Raw genomic sequence first — 14,395 nt, 5'->3', positions numbered from 1 at the left:
TGTTAAATAGCCAATATCACCGGATGACAGGCGTGGGTGTGCCGCCCGGGATAAAGGATTGTTATTTGGTTTAGGCTCACTAATTGAAGGTTGAAGCATCAGGCCACTACTTTGGCGGCCTGATTATTTATAAAAAATACTGCGCATATGCCCGAAACAAGACGAGCATTTTAGATGGAGGGGGCGCTAACTAACCCATCAATCAAGATTTGCGGCGTTCCCTGCGAGCAGCGCTCGATACGTCCGCGCACGCCATAGACGCGTGCCAGACTGTCCGGCGTGATCACCTCTTCCGGCTCTCCATCGGCAATCAGATTGCCGTCTTTCAGCATCAATACGCGATCGCCGTGGCGCAGCGCGATATTGATGTCATGCACCACCACCACGGTGACGATATTGCGTTTTTGCGTCTCTTTGCGCACTAAGTCCATCACGTGGAATTGATAGTTCAAGTCCAGTGCTGACAGTGGCTCGTCAAGCAGCAGCAGCGACGGTTGGCGAATCAGCGACTGCGCCAAGCCCACCAGCTGCTTCTGACCACCAGAAAGCTGGTCGAGATAGCTCAGGGCCAGATGTTCAATCCCCAGCTGCTGCAACAGCGTCATCACCTGCTCGGTGGTTTCCGCCTGTTTGCCATTACTGCCAGAGGCGCGTTGAGCCACAATGATCGACTCCAGCACGTGCAGATGCACACCCGCAGGCAGCGACTGAGGCAGATAGACCACCTGCTCGGCGCGGCGGGCGAAAGGCATGGGCATCAGGTCGTGGCCGTCGAGGATCAGCTGCCCTTCGGCGCGATTCAGCCCGGCCAGCGAGCGTAGAAGCGTGGATTTCCCACTGCCGTTCGGCCCCAGCAGCACGGTAATTTTACCCCGTGGCAGCATCGGCACGTTGAGGTCACTGATCACCAAACGTTTCGGGTAGCCCGCTTTAAAACCGCGGATTTGCAGCCCTTGGGTGGCCGAGTTCAAGTCAGTTTTTGCAGTAAATTCTAAAGTGGTATCAGACATCAGACGTTCCCCCGATGACGCAGAATAATACTCAGGAAGAACGGCACGCCAACCAGAGAAGTCACAATACCCACCGGAATAATGACGCCCGGCACCAGATTTTTCGAGGCAACGGAAGCCATCGACAGCACCAGAGCACCAATCAGCGCACTGGCTGGCAGGTAGAAGCGGTGATCCTCACCGAACATCAGGCGGGCGATGTGTGGCGCAACCAGACCGATAAAGCCGATTGGGCCGACAAACGCCACCGCCAGCGCGGAAAGAATACTGATTCGCAGCAGCGTGCCGAGGCGCAGACGGCGCACGTCGATACCAAAGCTGATGGCGCGATCTTCGCCGAGGCGCAGCGCGGTCAGCTTCCACGCGCTCATCATCGACCAAGGCAGCAGCACAAAGAAGGCCAGCAGCATCACGCCCAGTTTGACCCAAGAGGCACGCGCCAGACTGCCCATGGTCCAGAACACCAGACCTTGCAGCGTATCTTCAGTGGCAATGAACTGCATCAGCGAGACTAAAGCATTGAAAGTAAAGACCAGCGCGATACCGAACAGCACCACGCCGGAGCTGGCAACTCGCGTCCAGCGCGTGATGCCGTCGAGCATTAATGCGGCGAGTAAGGCGAAGATGAAGGCGTTAGCCGAGATAAACCACTGATCCGGCACGCCCGGAATACCAATTCCCAGCACAATCGCCAGCGCGGCACCGAAGGCCGCCGCCGAGGAGACGCCGAGGGTGAATGGCGACGCCAGCGGGTTATTGAGGATAGTCTGCATCTCTGCCCCGGCGAGGCCGAGCGACATGCCCACCGCGATAGCCATCAAGGCATAAGGCAGGCGGATATCCCAAACAATAACGCGAGTACCGGCATCAGCAGACGCCGAATCAAACAGCGTCTGCCACAGTGTACCGAGCGACAACCCCGATGGCCCCATAACGAAGTCGATAAGCAGCGAGGCGACAATCGCCAGCACCAGCACCAACATGATTAATAGACGGCGACGGACAATATTTTGATAGCGTCCCATCACGCTGCCATCAGCCTGCGGGCTGGTATTCAGCAAGGGATCGGTAGTTGCGCTCATGTTTCTAGACATCTCAGTGATTTATAAATCTCAAACGTGCAGCAGCTTACTGCCCGCTTTCCTGTTTTTTGGCTTCAGTCCAGTAGGTGCCGGAAGGCTCTACCGCCAAAAACTGTTGGTACATCTGTTTCATGGTCTGCTCAGGATCTAAATCAGCAAACTTCTGCGGATAGAACCACTTAGCAAACGCCTGCACCGCCAACACGTTATACGGTGAGTTGTAATAATTGTGCCAAATACCGAAACTGTGCCCCTCTTCCACCGCCTTCAGGGTAGAAATCCCCTTGCGCTGAAGCAGCGGCGTGAAGCTCGCCTGAGCCTGCTGTGGCGTCACCTGCGCGCCCAGAATCAGACTGGTCGGCAGTGAGCTATCTCCGGCTTTCTTCGGCGCACCGCCACCGCTGGCGATGTAAATGTCCGGCTGGGAAGCGATCACTTTTTCCAGATTGACCAGTCCCAACGGACCCGGCAGCAGCGGCTTGGAAATGTTAACGCCACCGGCCAAATCGATGAAGTCGCCCATATTGCCATTTCCCGCTGAGCGGCAGCATTCATCCGTGGTTGATGCACGCAGTTCAATAAACACTTTCGGTTTATTTTCTTCGCTCACCTTGCTGGTGACATCCGTTACGCGCTTGATATTGTTGCGATAAAACTGGATGTAATCCTGCGCCTGCTTTTCACGGTTGAGCACTTTACCCAGTAATTCGATACTTGGCAGAGTATTTTTCAGCGGCGAGGTGCGGAAATCGATAAACACCACCGGCACGCCCGCTTTCTCAAGCTGGCCGACTAACTCGCTGCTGCGGCCGGGGCCGTGCCCTGCAAGGCCAAAGATGGCGATATCAGGTCGCAGCGTCAGCACCTTCTCCGGGCTGATGCTGTCAGCCGTCGTGGTGCCAATCAGCGGTATTTTATCAATTTGCGGAAACTTCTCGCGATACACCGCATAGGTTTGAGGGTCCAGTTTACGGAAATCCCCCTGCCAGCCGACAATGCGGTCAAAGGGCTTCTGCCCTTCCAACAAAGAAACCGCGTAAAACAGTCGGCCTTCGCCCAAAACAATGCGCTGTACATTATCCGGTACGGTCACGGTTCGCCCGGCGATATCCGTTACGGTAACCGCTAATGCCTGCGTGCTGCAAAGCCCCAGAATCAGGCTGATTGCCGCGCCCTTCACTCCTGTAAAACGGTATTTATCCTGCATTATCATCTTCTTGCAATTCCTTTACGTTTCCCTGAAGAGGGCATAACAATAATGGAAACGATAATAATTATCAATGCGATATGCAGAAGCTATTAAGACTACAGGATGTTTTGGCCGGAACAAATCAATGGCAGGTAACAAAGCGTTAACCTGTACTACTAAAAACTTCTCAATAAAAAAAGGCAGAGCTTTAGCCCTGCCTTTTCCATATCTTGCTGTTTTATCGGTTATTTATCTTGATGCTCAGGAAATTCCATTTCGCTGTACTTCACGACTTTGGTTCCGCGAGTCCACTTGTAACCGAACCAGATGATCAGGAACAGCGGCAGGCCAATATAAGTCGCTGCCACGCCATACCAATCGATAGTGTCTTTCAGGAACGCCTGATAGTTCTGCCCTAAGGTGATAATCAGGCACAGCACAAAGGCGAAAATCGGGCCGAACGGGAAGAAACCGGACAGATAAGGCAGGTCCTTCAGGTCACGCCCCTGCGACACATAGCCGCGACGGAAACGATAGTGGCTGATCGCAATCCCCAACCAGGCGATGAAGCCGGTCATGCCCGAGGTGTTCAGCAGCCACAGGTAAACCGTTTGGTTGCCGAACATGGAGCTGAGGAAGCACAGAGCCGCCACCACGGTAGTGGCATAGAGCGCGTTGCGCGGCACGCCGCCTTTAGACAGCTTGGCAAAAATACGCGGCGCTTTACCTTCGGAAGCCAAAGTAAACAGCATGCGCGTTGAGGCGTACATGCCTGAGTTACCGGCTGACAGCACGGCAGTCAGGATCACGGCGTTCATTATCGCAGCCGCTGACAGCAGGCCCGCATTGCGGAATACCAGCGTGAACGGGCTGACGCTGATATCACCCACTTCGTTGCGCAGCAGATTCGGGTCGGTGTAAGGGATGATCAGGCTGATCACCAAAATCGCCAGAATATAGAACAGCAGGATACGCCAGAACACCTGACGAACGGCGCGTGGGATGTTTTTGCCTGGATTTTCAGACTCTCCGGCGGCAACGCCAATCAGCTCGGTTCCCTGGAAGGAGAAGCCGACTATCATCGCCACGCCAATCATCGAGGCAAAACCCCCCGCAAACGGCGCATCGCCAATCGCCCAGTTATGCCAGCCCGCGCTTTCGCCACCGCGCATAATGCCGGTGATCATCAGCACGCCGACGATGATGAAAATGATCACCGTGACCACTTTGATCAGCGAGAACCAATATTCCGCTTCACCAAAACCGCGCACGGAGATGTAGTTCAGCAGGAAGATCAGGCCAAGGAATAAGGCGCTCCAAATCCAGCCTGGCGTGTCGGGGAACCAGTAGTTCATCACCAGCTGAGAAGCCACGAGGTCAACGGCGATGGTCACTGCCCAGTTATACCAGTAGTTCCAGCCGAGGGCGAAACCAAAGCCCTCTTCGACATATTTCGAACCATAGGTTGAGAAGGAGCCGGAAACCGGCATAAAGGCCGCCAGCTCGCCAAGGCTGGTCATCAGGAAGTACACCATGATGCCGATTAACGCGTAGGAGAGCAGCGCGCCGCCCGGCCCTGCCTGAGAAACCGTCGCCCCAGAGGCAACAAATAAACCAGTACCGATTGAACCGCCAATGGCGATCATAGTTAAGTGGCGGGCTTTAAGCTCGCGACGCAGGCCAGACGGTGCCGGCTGCGAATTTTTAGTCGATGGTTGAGCCATTTTTGCCCTGTTTAAGCTGTTATTTGAAATTTTACGCGCGGATTGTAGCAAAACGTGACTGTCTGAATAGCAGGAACGACCTGTTATAAGACACCTTCATAATAGCCTAGGGATCATTAGCAAAACCTTGGGGGTAATACGTCAAGTTGCAGGGTTATTCGCCCTGCAACTCGCAGTATCTCACTCTTTATAAAGGGTCTTTACAGTAATCTAGGAAACGCGATAAGGCGTTGGAGATATGTTTCTGACGATGATGAATCAGGTACAGCTTGCGCACCAGCGGCGGGATCGGCAGGTGAATTTCCACCAGCGTGCCGCTGGTTAATTGTTCGGCGACCACCCGGCGAGATAAACAACTGATACCGATACCATGGCGAACCGCGTGTTTGATTGCCTCAGAGTTGCCAAGCTCCATCACCAGATTGAAATCTGGCATTTGCGGGAGAAGCAGGTGATCCAGCACTTCTCGCGTACCTGAGCCGCGCTCGCGCAGGATCCAAGGCTCCTGAGCCAGCCTCTCCATGGTGACGTTTTTCCCCGCCAGCGGGTTGGCCGGGGCGCAAAACACCACCAATTGATCATCCAGCCAAGGCTGGGTGAGCAGCTCGGGCATGGTGCATGGCCCTTCAATCAGGCCGAGGTCAACGCGAAATTCCGCCACCGCGTTAATCACATCATCGGTATTGCCGACATTCAATTCCAGCGGCGTCGCGGGAAAATCCAGCCGGTAATTGGCAATCATTCCCGGCAGCATATAGTTACCGATGGTACTACTGGCGCCGATGCGCAATGAACCATTGTCTTTACTGAACAATCGCTCGATTTCTGCCGCCTGCTCCAATAAAGCCAGAGCTTTAGGATAGAGCAGACGACCATGCTCGTTAATGACCAGCCGTTTCCCCACACGGTCAAACAACTGGACGCCGAGCTGACCTTCGATATCAGCCAGTGCTGCACTAACCGCAGATTGCGATAGCGACAGAACAACTGATGCCTGCGTCGTCGATCCGCTTTTCAACACCTCGGCAAAAACTTCAAGTTGTCGCAATGTAATGTGCATAAATGGTTATCCGTCACGCGAGCCACTTCGCCCGCGTTTTGTGTTGCTCATCAGAGGTTTTTTTAGTTTCAAAAGTGCGAATCGCAGAATGAACCATCCAAATCCGGCCTCATTCCTTTGGTTTCGTTTAAGTATAGCCGCAATGCACCTGTCAATCATGCTGAGCAACAGTTGTCATATTCTATACCGCTTTTTACGATAGGTTATAAAGTTATAATCAATTTATTTTTTATATAAGCCGCGGTTAGTCTTATCTCAGGAATCACTGAGAAGGCCAACACCATGAATCATGCAACCCACCCACTCAACGAAAAACAGGCGCATCGCTTCTTCCCACAGCCAATGTGGTTTGGACGCGTTTTGCCCGGTTTAGTTCTCACCGGCGCTGTCACTCTCGTCTCCTTGTGGTTGAGCAACTTCCCGCAGCTGAACCATCTGGGGCTGAGCGCCCTGACGCTGGCGATTTTGATAGGTATGGTTATCGGCAACACGCTCTATCCGTCGATTCGACCTGTTTGCCACGACGGTGTGAATCTCGCCAAGCAGCGCCTGCTGCGCCTTGGGATCATCCTTTACGGGCTGCGCCTGACCTTCGCGCAAATCGCCGACGTCGGCGCGACCGGCATTCTGATTGACGCCCTCATGCTCTGCTCCACCTTCGCCCTCGCCTGCTGGCTGGGCAAAAAGGTCTTCGGGCTGGATAGCGAAACCTACATGCTGATAGGCGCCGGCAGCAGTATCTGCGGGGCCGCCGCGGTGATGGCGACCGAGCCGGTGCTGAACGCCAAGAGTGAGAAAGTCACGGTGGCCGTCGCCACGGTGGTGATTTTCGGTACCGCCGCCATCTTCATCTATCCGTGGCTGTGGCAGCTAAACCTGCAACATCACTGGATTGATTTCAGCGCGGCGCAGTTCGGTATTTACACCGGTTCGAGCGTGCATGAAGTGGCGCAAGTGGTGGCAGCGGGTCAGGGCGTTAGTCCGGATGCTGAAAACGCCGCGGTGATCGCCAAGATGATCCGCGTGATGATGCTGGCCCCCTTCCTGCTGCTGCTTTCAGGCTGGAAAAGCCGGGGCAAGGTGCAGGCTTCGCCAAACAGCGGCCGCATGAGCAACATCACCATTCCATGGTTCGCCCTGCTGTTTATCGCGGTCGCCGCCTTTAACTCGCTGGATATCTTGCCGCACAGCTGGATTGCGCCGCTGATCACCCTCGACACCGTGCTGCTGGCCATGGCGATGGCGGCGCTGGGCCTGACCACTCACGTCAGCGCGCTGCGTCAGGCGGGTTTGAAGCCGATTCTGCTGGCCGCCGTGCTGTTCATCTGGCTGATTGTCGGCGGCGCGGGAATCAACGGTTTGGTGCAGCATTTCTTCGGCTGATAACAAACTCCTGAAGAGTTTTTAACACTTCTCTGCTGCATGCCAACCGCCAAGGCGCTATGATCCGAGCATAACAAGCATGAATCGCAGAGGAGTGAACATGAAGTTTATTGGTGCACATGTCAGTGCCGCGGGTGGCGTCGATCAGGCGGTCATCCGCGCGCACGAGCTGGAAGCCACGGCGTTCGCGCTGTTTACCAAGAATCAGCGCCAGTGGAAAGCCGCACCTCTGCCAGAGGATGTGATTGAGAAGTTTAAGGTCGCTTGCGAAAAATATGGCTACAGCAGCAATCAAATTCTGCCCCACGACAGCTACCTGATTAACCTCGGCCACCCGGTGGACGAAGCGTTAGAAAAATCCCGCGAAGCCTTCCTTGATGAGATGCAGCGCTGCGAGCAGCTCGGCCTGTCGCTGCTGAATTTCCATCCGGGTAGCCACCTGATGCAAATCGACGAAGATAAGTGTCTGGAAAAGATCTCTGAGTCGCTGAACATTGTGCTCAGCCAAACCCAAGGCGTGACGGCCGTCATCGAAAACACCGCCGGTCAGGGCAGCAACTTGGGTTTTCGCTTTGAGCATTTGGCGAAAATCATCGACGGCGTAGAAGACAAAAGTCGGGTCGGCGTCTGTATCGATACCTGCCACGCCTTCGCCGCAGGCTACGATTTACGTACTGAAGAAGAGTGCATCCAAACCTTCAAACACTTCGAAGACGTGGTGGGCTTCAAGTATCTGCGCGGTATGCACCTAAATGATGCCAAGAGTGCCTTTAACAGCCGCGTTGACCGCCACCACAGCCTTGGTGAAGGCAACATCGGCAAAACCGTCTTTAGCTGGATGATGCGCGACCCGCGCTTCGACGACATTCCGATGATTCTCGAAACCGTCAATCCTGATATCTGGAAAGACGAAATTGCCTGGTTGAAGTCCGAGCAGAAAGCTCAGAGCTAATCAGCTAAATCTGCAATAAACTCCAATAAAAAAGGGCGCCTGGGCGCCCTTTTCTTCTCCTGCTAACTCGCTATTACTGAGCAACCACTTTTGCCGCCAGCGCAGCATCGGAGCGGCGCAGCAAGGCGTAAGAGACACCCGCCAGCAGCGTACCGGCGATAATCGCCACCAGATAGCCGAGGATTGGCGTGATTGCGCCTGGAATAAGCAGCACGAACAGGCCACCGTGCGGTGCCATCAGTTTAGCGCCGAATGCCATGGAAAGCGCGCCGGTCAAGGCACCGCCCGCGATACAGCAAGGCAGGACACGCATTGGGTCACGCGCCGCAAACGGGATCGCGCCTTCAGTGATGAAGCACAGCCCCAGCACCATCGCCGCTTTGCCGCCTTCGCGCTCACCCTGTTCAAACTTCTTACGCGCCAGAATGGTCGCCAGGCCCATCGCCAGCGGTGGCACCATACCTGCCGCCATAATCGCCGCCATTGGGGCATACACCGAGGAGCTGAGCAGCGTCACGCCGAAGGCATAAGACGCTTTGTTCACCGGGCCGCCCATGTCGGTACACATCATCGCACCAAGGATTGCGCCGAGCAGAACCGCGTTCGCCGTCCCCATGGATTGCAGCCAGTTAGTCAGGCCAACCAGAATTTTAGAAACTGGCGTACCCACCACGTAAATCATCACCAAGCCAGTAACCAAGCTCGCCAACAAGGGAATGATTAGGATAGGTTTCAGTGCTTCCATACTTTGCGGCAGACGCAGCTTGCTACCAATAAATCTGGCGACATAGCCCGCAAGGAAACCGGCAATAATCCCGCCGAGGAAGCCAGCGCCGGTGCTCACCGCCAGCATGCCGCCAATCAGGCCCGGCGTCAGGCCCGGACGGTCAGCGATGGAGAAAGCAATAAAGCCAGCCAGTACCGGCACCATTAGCGCAAAGGCAGACGCGCCGCCGATTTGCATCAAGGCCGCAGCCAGCGTGCCTTTCACTTCAAAAGCTTTAATCCCGAAGGCGAAGGAGAGCGCAATACACAGGCCCCCCGCCACCACCATTGGCAGCATGTAGGACACGCCGGTCAACAGGTGGCGATACGGACCTGCGCCCGTCTCTTTCTTCTTACCGGCAGCCGCCTGAGAACCCTGCTGTTTCGGCTCGAAGACTTCGGCTTCAACCAAGGCTTTGTCCAACTCCTGCTTGGTCTTTTTCAAGGCCAAACCGGTGGAAGTGCGATACATCGGCTTACCGGCAAACTTCTCCAGATCCACTTCAATATCAGCCGCCACGATAACCAAATCGGCTTCAGCCACTTCTTCTGGCGTGATGGCGTTACCCGCACCAACGGAACCGCGCGTTTCGACTTTCACCCACCAACCGCGTTTTTTAGCTTCGGTTTCAATGGCTTCAGCCGCCATAAAGGTGTGAGCCACGCCGGTCGGGCATGCGGTGATCGCCACAATGCGTTTCGGGCCATTGCCTGCCGCCACTTTAGCCGGAGCCACTGCTGGTGCGACATAAGCTTTGGCTTCCACCGAGGCGCGTTGCAGGAAGATTTCCGGCTCGCGAATAGCCAGCGCGACATCGCCAACAAACACATTTTTGCCGACCAGCTGGGCATCAGCCGGTGCGTTGTCACCCGCCACCACCACCAGCTCGGCGTCAGCGACGCTTTCAACCAGAGTGTGGCCTGTTTTCGCCGCAGCAGCAGCGAGCATTTTTTTCGCCAGTTGGCTGCGAGCTTGTCCCAGCGAACTGTCTAACATCAGCAGCGTTTTCATTCTGCCTCCTGCGGTCAATTAAAAGGTTTCAGATCAACACGGGCCATCATCGCTGCCAACTGCGGGCGATCGGTGACGCCGACGTTACTCTGGCTTACTGCCAAAGCAGCCACGGCGGTGGCGAGTCGTAAGGTATGTTCACTTGATTCACGCATCAGCAGGCCGTAAATCAGGCCGCCCACCATGGAGTCGCCGGCACCCACGGTGCTGACCACTTCACAAGCCGGCGGTTTGGCAATCCATGCGCCAGACGCGTTAACCCACAGCGCCCCTTCGGCACCCAGCGAAATCACCACGTGGGCGATCCCCTGGTCGCGCAAGGCGTGCGCGGCTTCAACCACGTCGCTCAATTCAGGCAACTTGCGTCCGGCCCAAATTTCTAATTCGCGGCGATTAGGCTTCACCAGCCAAGGTGCGGCTTTCAAACCGGCAACCAGCGCTTCGCGGCTGCTATCGAAGATGATGCACGGGCACTGGCTGCGCAGGCGCGTCATCCAGTCAGTAAAGGCTTCTGGATCTACGCCGGTCGGCAGGCTGCCACAGACGGCCACCATGTCGAACTGGCCGAGCCATGAGAGGGAATCGGTGACGAAACGCTCCCAGTCCTGCGGCGTGACGTTAAAACCGGAGAAGTTAAAGTCGCTGACTTCGCCATCTTTCTCGGTCAGTTTGACGTTGATGCGGGTACGGCCGGAGACCACCTGAAAACGGTTGGCAATGCCAAGGTCGCTGAACAGGTGCTGAAAGCCGTCCTGATTGTCTTTGCCGAGGAAACCGCCCACGGTGACATCAATGCCTAAGTCTTTCAGAACCTTGGCAACGTTAATGCCTTTACCGGCAGCGTGCAGCCCGGCGGTTTGCACCAGATTCACTTCACCCCGTTCAATTTCAGGGCAGTAGCCGACTAAATCGTAAGCCGGATTTAAGGTAATTGTGGCAACTCTGCGACTCATGCTCCCTCCCCAAGACCCGCGGCAATAGCCTCGCCGATGGTTTTCAGTGCCAGTTCTGCATCTTCGCCCTTAGCGGTGAAGCGCAGGTGATGTCCTTTTTTCACGCCCAGCGCCACGACTTTCATCAGGCTGCGGCCGTTGGCAGGTTTACCGCTGCCATCGAGATTGGTCACGGTGATTTCACTGGTGAACTGCTTGATTACGTTAACCAGCGCGGTGCCCGGCCGGGCGTGTAAACCGTGTTCATTTCGCACCACGAACTCTGCCGTCAGCAGGTTGGTTTGCTCTTCCACCTCGCTGGTCAGCAAGGCCAGCACGCCCACGGCGTCCGCCGTCAGCAAGCGTTCAGCTTTTTGGCTGATCAACAGGTCACTGAGGTAGTTAAGGACGGTTAACGGCTGGTCGTCGGCCACGGCGATGGTCAACAGCGCGGCCACGGTTTCGCCTTCATGCTCAAAGGCTTTGGCGGCCCGGCTGAAGGTCGCGGCGCTTTGCAGATTGCCTTCGGTGCTGTCACTCAGCCAGATGCCTTGGCCGAGATTGAGCGGCTTGCGGCTGATAACGTCGCTGACGAACGCGGTGTCCGCCGCGCCAATCTGCTGCAAACGACCGGCATTCAGTGCCTGAAGGGTCATCAGGTTGTCGGCGGCGACGTCGAGGGCGATAAGCTGGGTGTCGAAGTGGAATTCAGCGGCGTTTTTCTCGCCCATCAGCAGGCTGCGCAGCTCTTCAGCAGAGTCGGTTTTCGCCATGCGTTCGGCCACGCTGTCATCACTTAATACGTGAGTCAGCTGGCGCAACAGGCTGAGGTGCTCGTCAGAGCGGGCCGCGATGCCAATCACCACAAAGGCGGTCTGCCCCTCTCCCCACGCAATACCCTGCGGGAACTGGTAAACCTGAACGCCGGTGTTGAGCACCAAGTCGCGGGTATCGGTGGTGCCGTGCGGTATAGCAATGCCGTTACCCAGATAGGTAGAGGTCTGCAACTCGCGCTGCAACATGCCATCGACGTAGCCTTCGCTGACGCGCCCGGCCTGGGTCAGCGCAGCGGCAACCTGGCGGATCGCCTCTTGCTTATCGCTGGCTGACGCCCCGAGATGAATATCTTGCTGTGACAACTGGAACATAATTCTCCTCTCCTGCTGAATTTGAATCGTTTCAGCTTCATTGAGAAAAAAGGAGCGCTGCCAGATGAAACAGGTAATCGGACAACGCTGAAACGTTTCAAGCAGTCTCATTCTGGGCGATTTTTAAAGCAAGCATTCCCTGAATTGGCGTAACATTTTTTTGATGCCACGCACATTTTGCCCGTCAGAGGCCCATTTTCTACCCACGAAAAGCTAAAAGCTGAAGCTGTGCTGAAGTGCTCCTGAAGTGGCTGTAAGCTGACCTTAACGGCCAAGAGAGAGGCGAAAACCGATTCCACGGCGCGGCGTTTTTTACCACAAAGTGCGGTTTTATTATTCAGTATGGCAAATACACTGCTGTTTACCTTTTTACTGATTAAAACCGGTTTTTGTTTTTTTTAAACAGGCGTAACATTCGCGCGAATTTATTACTCTCCTAGACGGGTTTTCCCCTAAAAATGTCGACATCTACCGCCACAGCTCGCCGCCTCCCCGTCATCACGTCAACGGCCTTTTTGATCGTTGCCTTCTTAACCGGGATCGCGGGCGCACTGCAAACTCCGACGCTCAGTCTCTTTCTGACCAGCGAAGTGCATGTCAGCCCCTTTATGGTGGGGATCTTCTTTACCGGCAGCGCGGTGATTGGCATTTTCGTCAGCCAGCTTTTGGCCAGTTGGTCAGACAAACGCGGGGACCGCAAAACGCTGATCCTCTATTGCTGCATTTTGGGCGCACTGGGTTGCGTGCTTTTTGCCTTTAACCGCAGCTACTTTGTGCTGCTGTTGGTGGGGGTGCTGTTGTCCAGCTTTGGCTCAACCGCTAACCCACAGTTATTTGCGCTAGCGCGCGAACACGCCGAAAAAACCGGCCGCGAAGCGATGATGTTTAGCTCGATTTTGCGCGCACAGGTTTCACTGGCGTGGGTAGTCGGCCCGCCGCTGGCCTTCGCGTTAGCCATGGGCTTCGGCTTTACCTTTATGTACAGCGCGGCGATGCTGGCCTTTCTGGTCTGCGGCCTGATGGTCTGGATGTTCCTGCCGTCCATGCCGAAAGCGCGGGTCAAAACCACCGCCACCATTGAAGCACCTCGCCGCAACCGTCGCGACACCCTGCTGCTTTTTATCGCCTGCACATTAATGTGGGCCGCTAACAGTATTTACCTGATCAACATGCCGCTTTACGTGGTGAACGAGCTGCACCTGCCGGAAAAACTGGCGGGAATTTTGATGGGAACCGCCGCTTGTTTGGAAATTCCCACTATGCTGATCGCCGGCTATCTGGCGCGCCAGTTGGGTAAACAGTTCCTGATGCGCTGCGCGGTGATTGCGGGGGTGGTGTTCTACGCCAGCGTGCTGTTCAGCACCAGCCCAATGGCGCTGATTGTTTCACAGCTGCTGAACGCCATTTTCATCGGCATTTTGGCGGGAATTGGCATGCTCTACTTTCAGGATTTAATGCCGGGTCAGGCGGGCGCGGCCACCACGCTGTTCACCAATTCAACCCGCGCAGGCTGGATTTTGGCCGGGTCGCTGGCGGGCGTCATTGCCCAGTTCTGGAGCTATCACGCCGTGTTTTATGCCGCTTTCGCGATGGTGGTCGGCTCGGTGTTTTGTATCTGGCGGGTGAAAAATGTCGATGAAACACCGGTAGAAGCGACAATCACGATCAATGAATGACGGTGCATTTATTACCGTCAATCAAGGCGCGGTATCCGCTTCCAGACGAGTGAGGTAGATCAAGGCGTCGTCGCGATGGGTATGACACATTTCGCGGCTGGCTTGCAGACTGGCACAGACCTTGGGGCGCAGCGGCGAAGTGAAAATGCCGCAGAGAAAATTATCCGCCAGATGGATGCAGCGCGTGTTGGCCGGTTTGCCGTTTGGCATCCCCGGTATCGGGCTGGAAATCGAGGGCGCAATACAGCAAGCGCCACAATTGGTACGGCAATCCATTAGCGCCTCCGTTTGGCGGGTTAAGTGAGGCGCGACAATAACAGTCGCCCTTAACACTCTCCAGCGAAATCTTTCTTCCGCGACCACTTTCTGACTAGACTTTATGATGCGACAAATGGCGCTAAATCGGCGGCAAAGTGCGGGATAACGAGTAATCTGCTTGCCTGAAATCGGCGGCGCGAGTAA

Annotated in this window: 12 protein-coding genes; 3 read left to right on the top strand and 9 right to left on the bottom strand. The window is 55.5% G+C overall.

What is annotated here, in order from left to right; translation table 11 throughout:
- Positions 1 to 170: 170 nt before the first annotated feature.
- The 5 genes from ACT3RR_RS05750 to yieE all read right to left on the bottom strand — a co-directional run bounded on the left by ACT3RR_RS05750 (position 171) and on the right by yieE (position 6,065).
- Entirely contained in the window at positions 171 to 1,010 is an 840-nt protein-coding gene (locus tag ACT3RR_RS05750; protein ID WP_353502703.1) for an ABC transporter ATP-binding protein, read from the bottom strand.
- On the bottom strand, positions 1,010 to 2,092 hold the full coding sequence (locus tag ACT3RR_RS05745) for a FecCD family ABC transporter permease (RefSeq protein ID WP_034791619.1): 1,083 nt from the start codon (positions 2,090 to 2,092) through the stop codon (positions 1,010 to 1,012). Before ACT3RR_RS05745 ends, ACT3RR_RS05750 begins: the two co-directional genes overlap by 1 nt.
- 46 nt (positions 2,093 to 2,138) lie before the next feature.
- Complete coding sequence (locus ACT3RR_RS05740; RefSeq protein ID WP_485901319.1) at positions 2,139 to 3,299, bottom strand: ABC transporter substrate-binding protein; 1,161 nt, start codon at positions 3,297 to 3,299, stop codon at positions 2,139 to 2,141.
- Positions 3,300 to 3,526: 227 nt separating this feature from the next.
- Positions 3,527 to 5,005 carry an amino acid permease gene (locus ACT3RR_RS05735; RefSeq protein WP_496199920.1) on the bottom strand — a complete coding sequence of 493 codons (1,479 nt, stop codon included), beginning with the start codon at positions 5,003 to 5,005 and terminating at the stop codon, positions 3,527 to 3,529.
- A 187-nt stretch (positions 5,006 to 5,192) separates the two neighbouring features.
- On the bottom strand, positions 5,193 to 6,065 hold the full coding sequence (gene yieE / locus ACT3RR_RS05730) for a DNA-binding transcriptional regulator YeiE (protein ID WP_353502706.1): 873 nt from the start codon (positions 6,063 to 6,065) through the stop codon (positions 5,193 to 5,195).
- Between the two features lie 342 nt (positions 6,066 to 6,407).
- Here yieE and ACT3RR_RS05725 point away from each other — a divergent pair, with 342 nt between their 5' ends.
- On the top strand, positions 6,408 to 7,448 hold the full coding sequence (locus ACT3RR_RS05725) for a YeiH family protein (RefSeq protein ID WP_496200060.1): 1,041 nt from the start codon (positions 6,408 to 6,410) through the stop codon (positions 7,446 to 7,448).
- A gap of 100 nt (positions 7,449 to 7,548) precedes the next feature.
- A complete protein-coding gene (gene nfo / locus ACT3RR_RS05720; protein WP_496199919.1) occupies positions 7,549 to 8,400 on the top strand; it encodes a deoxyribonuclease IV in 852 nt (283 codons plus the stop codon).
- A gap of 73 nt (positions 8,401 to 8,473) precedes the next feature.
- Here the strand turns inward: nfo and fruA are convergent, their stop codons facing one another.
- The 3 genes from fruA to fruB are packed head-to-tail and all read right to left on the bottom strand — an operon-like array spanning position 8,474 to position 12,257.
- Positions 8,474 to 10,177: a PTS fructose transporter subunit IIBC gene (fruA, locus tag ACT3RR_RS05715; protein WP_496199918.1), complete on the bottom strand. Its 1,704-nt coding sequence runs from the start codon at positions 10,175 to 10,177 to the stop codon at positions 8,474 to 8,476.
- Between the two features lie 14 nt (positions 10,178 to 10,191).
- On the bottom strand, positions 10,192 to 11,130 hold the full coding sequence (gene fruK, locus ACT3RR_RS05710) for a 1-phosphofructokinase (protein ID WP_034791626.1): 939 nt from the start codon (positions 11,128 to 11,130) through the stop codon (positions 10,192 to 10,194).
- Positions 11,127 to 12,257 carry a fused PTS fructose transporter subunit IIA/HPr protein gene (fruB, locus tag ACT3RR_RS05705; protein ID WP_396132459.1) on the bottom strand — a complete coding sequence of 377 codons (1,131 nt, stop codon included), beginning with the start codon at positions 12,255 to 12,257 and terminating at the stop codon, positions 11,127 to 11,129. The genes fruK and fruB overlap by 4 nt, the downstream gene beginning before the upstream one ends.
- Positions 12,258 to 12,715: 458 nt before the next feature.
- Here fruB and ACT3RR_RS05700 point away from each other — a divergent pair, with 458 nt between their 5' ends.
- Entirely contained in the window at positions 12,716 to 13,933 is a 1,218-nt protein-coding gene (locus ACT3RR_RS05700; RefSeq protein ID WP_496199917.1) for a sugar efflux transporter, read from the top strand.
- Between the two features lie 21 nt (positions 13,934 to 13,954).
- Here the strand turns inward: ACT3RR_RS05700 and ACT3RR_RS05695 are convergent, their stop codons facing one another.
- On the bottom strand, positions 13,955 to 14,209 hold the full coding sequence (locus ACT3RR_RS05695; protein ID WP_353502713.1) for a YkgJ family cysteine cluster protein: 255 nt from the start codon (positions 14,207 to 14,209) through the stop codon (positions 13,955 to 13,957).
- Between the last annotated feature and the right edge of the window lie 186 nt (positions 14,210 to 14,395).

It is taken from the genome of Ewingella sp. AOP8-B2-18, assembly GCF_052376015.1.
In the GTDB taxonomy this organism is placed as follows: domain Bacteria; phylum Pseudomonadota; class Gammaproteobacteria; order Enterobacterales; family Enterobacteriaceae; genus Ewingella; species Ewingella allii.
The sequence above is the reverse complement of the archived record's forward strand: the minus strand, read 5'-3'. Positions and strand labels throughout refer to the sequence as shown.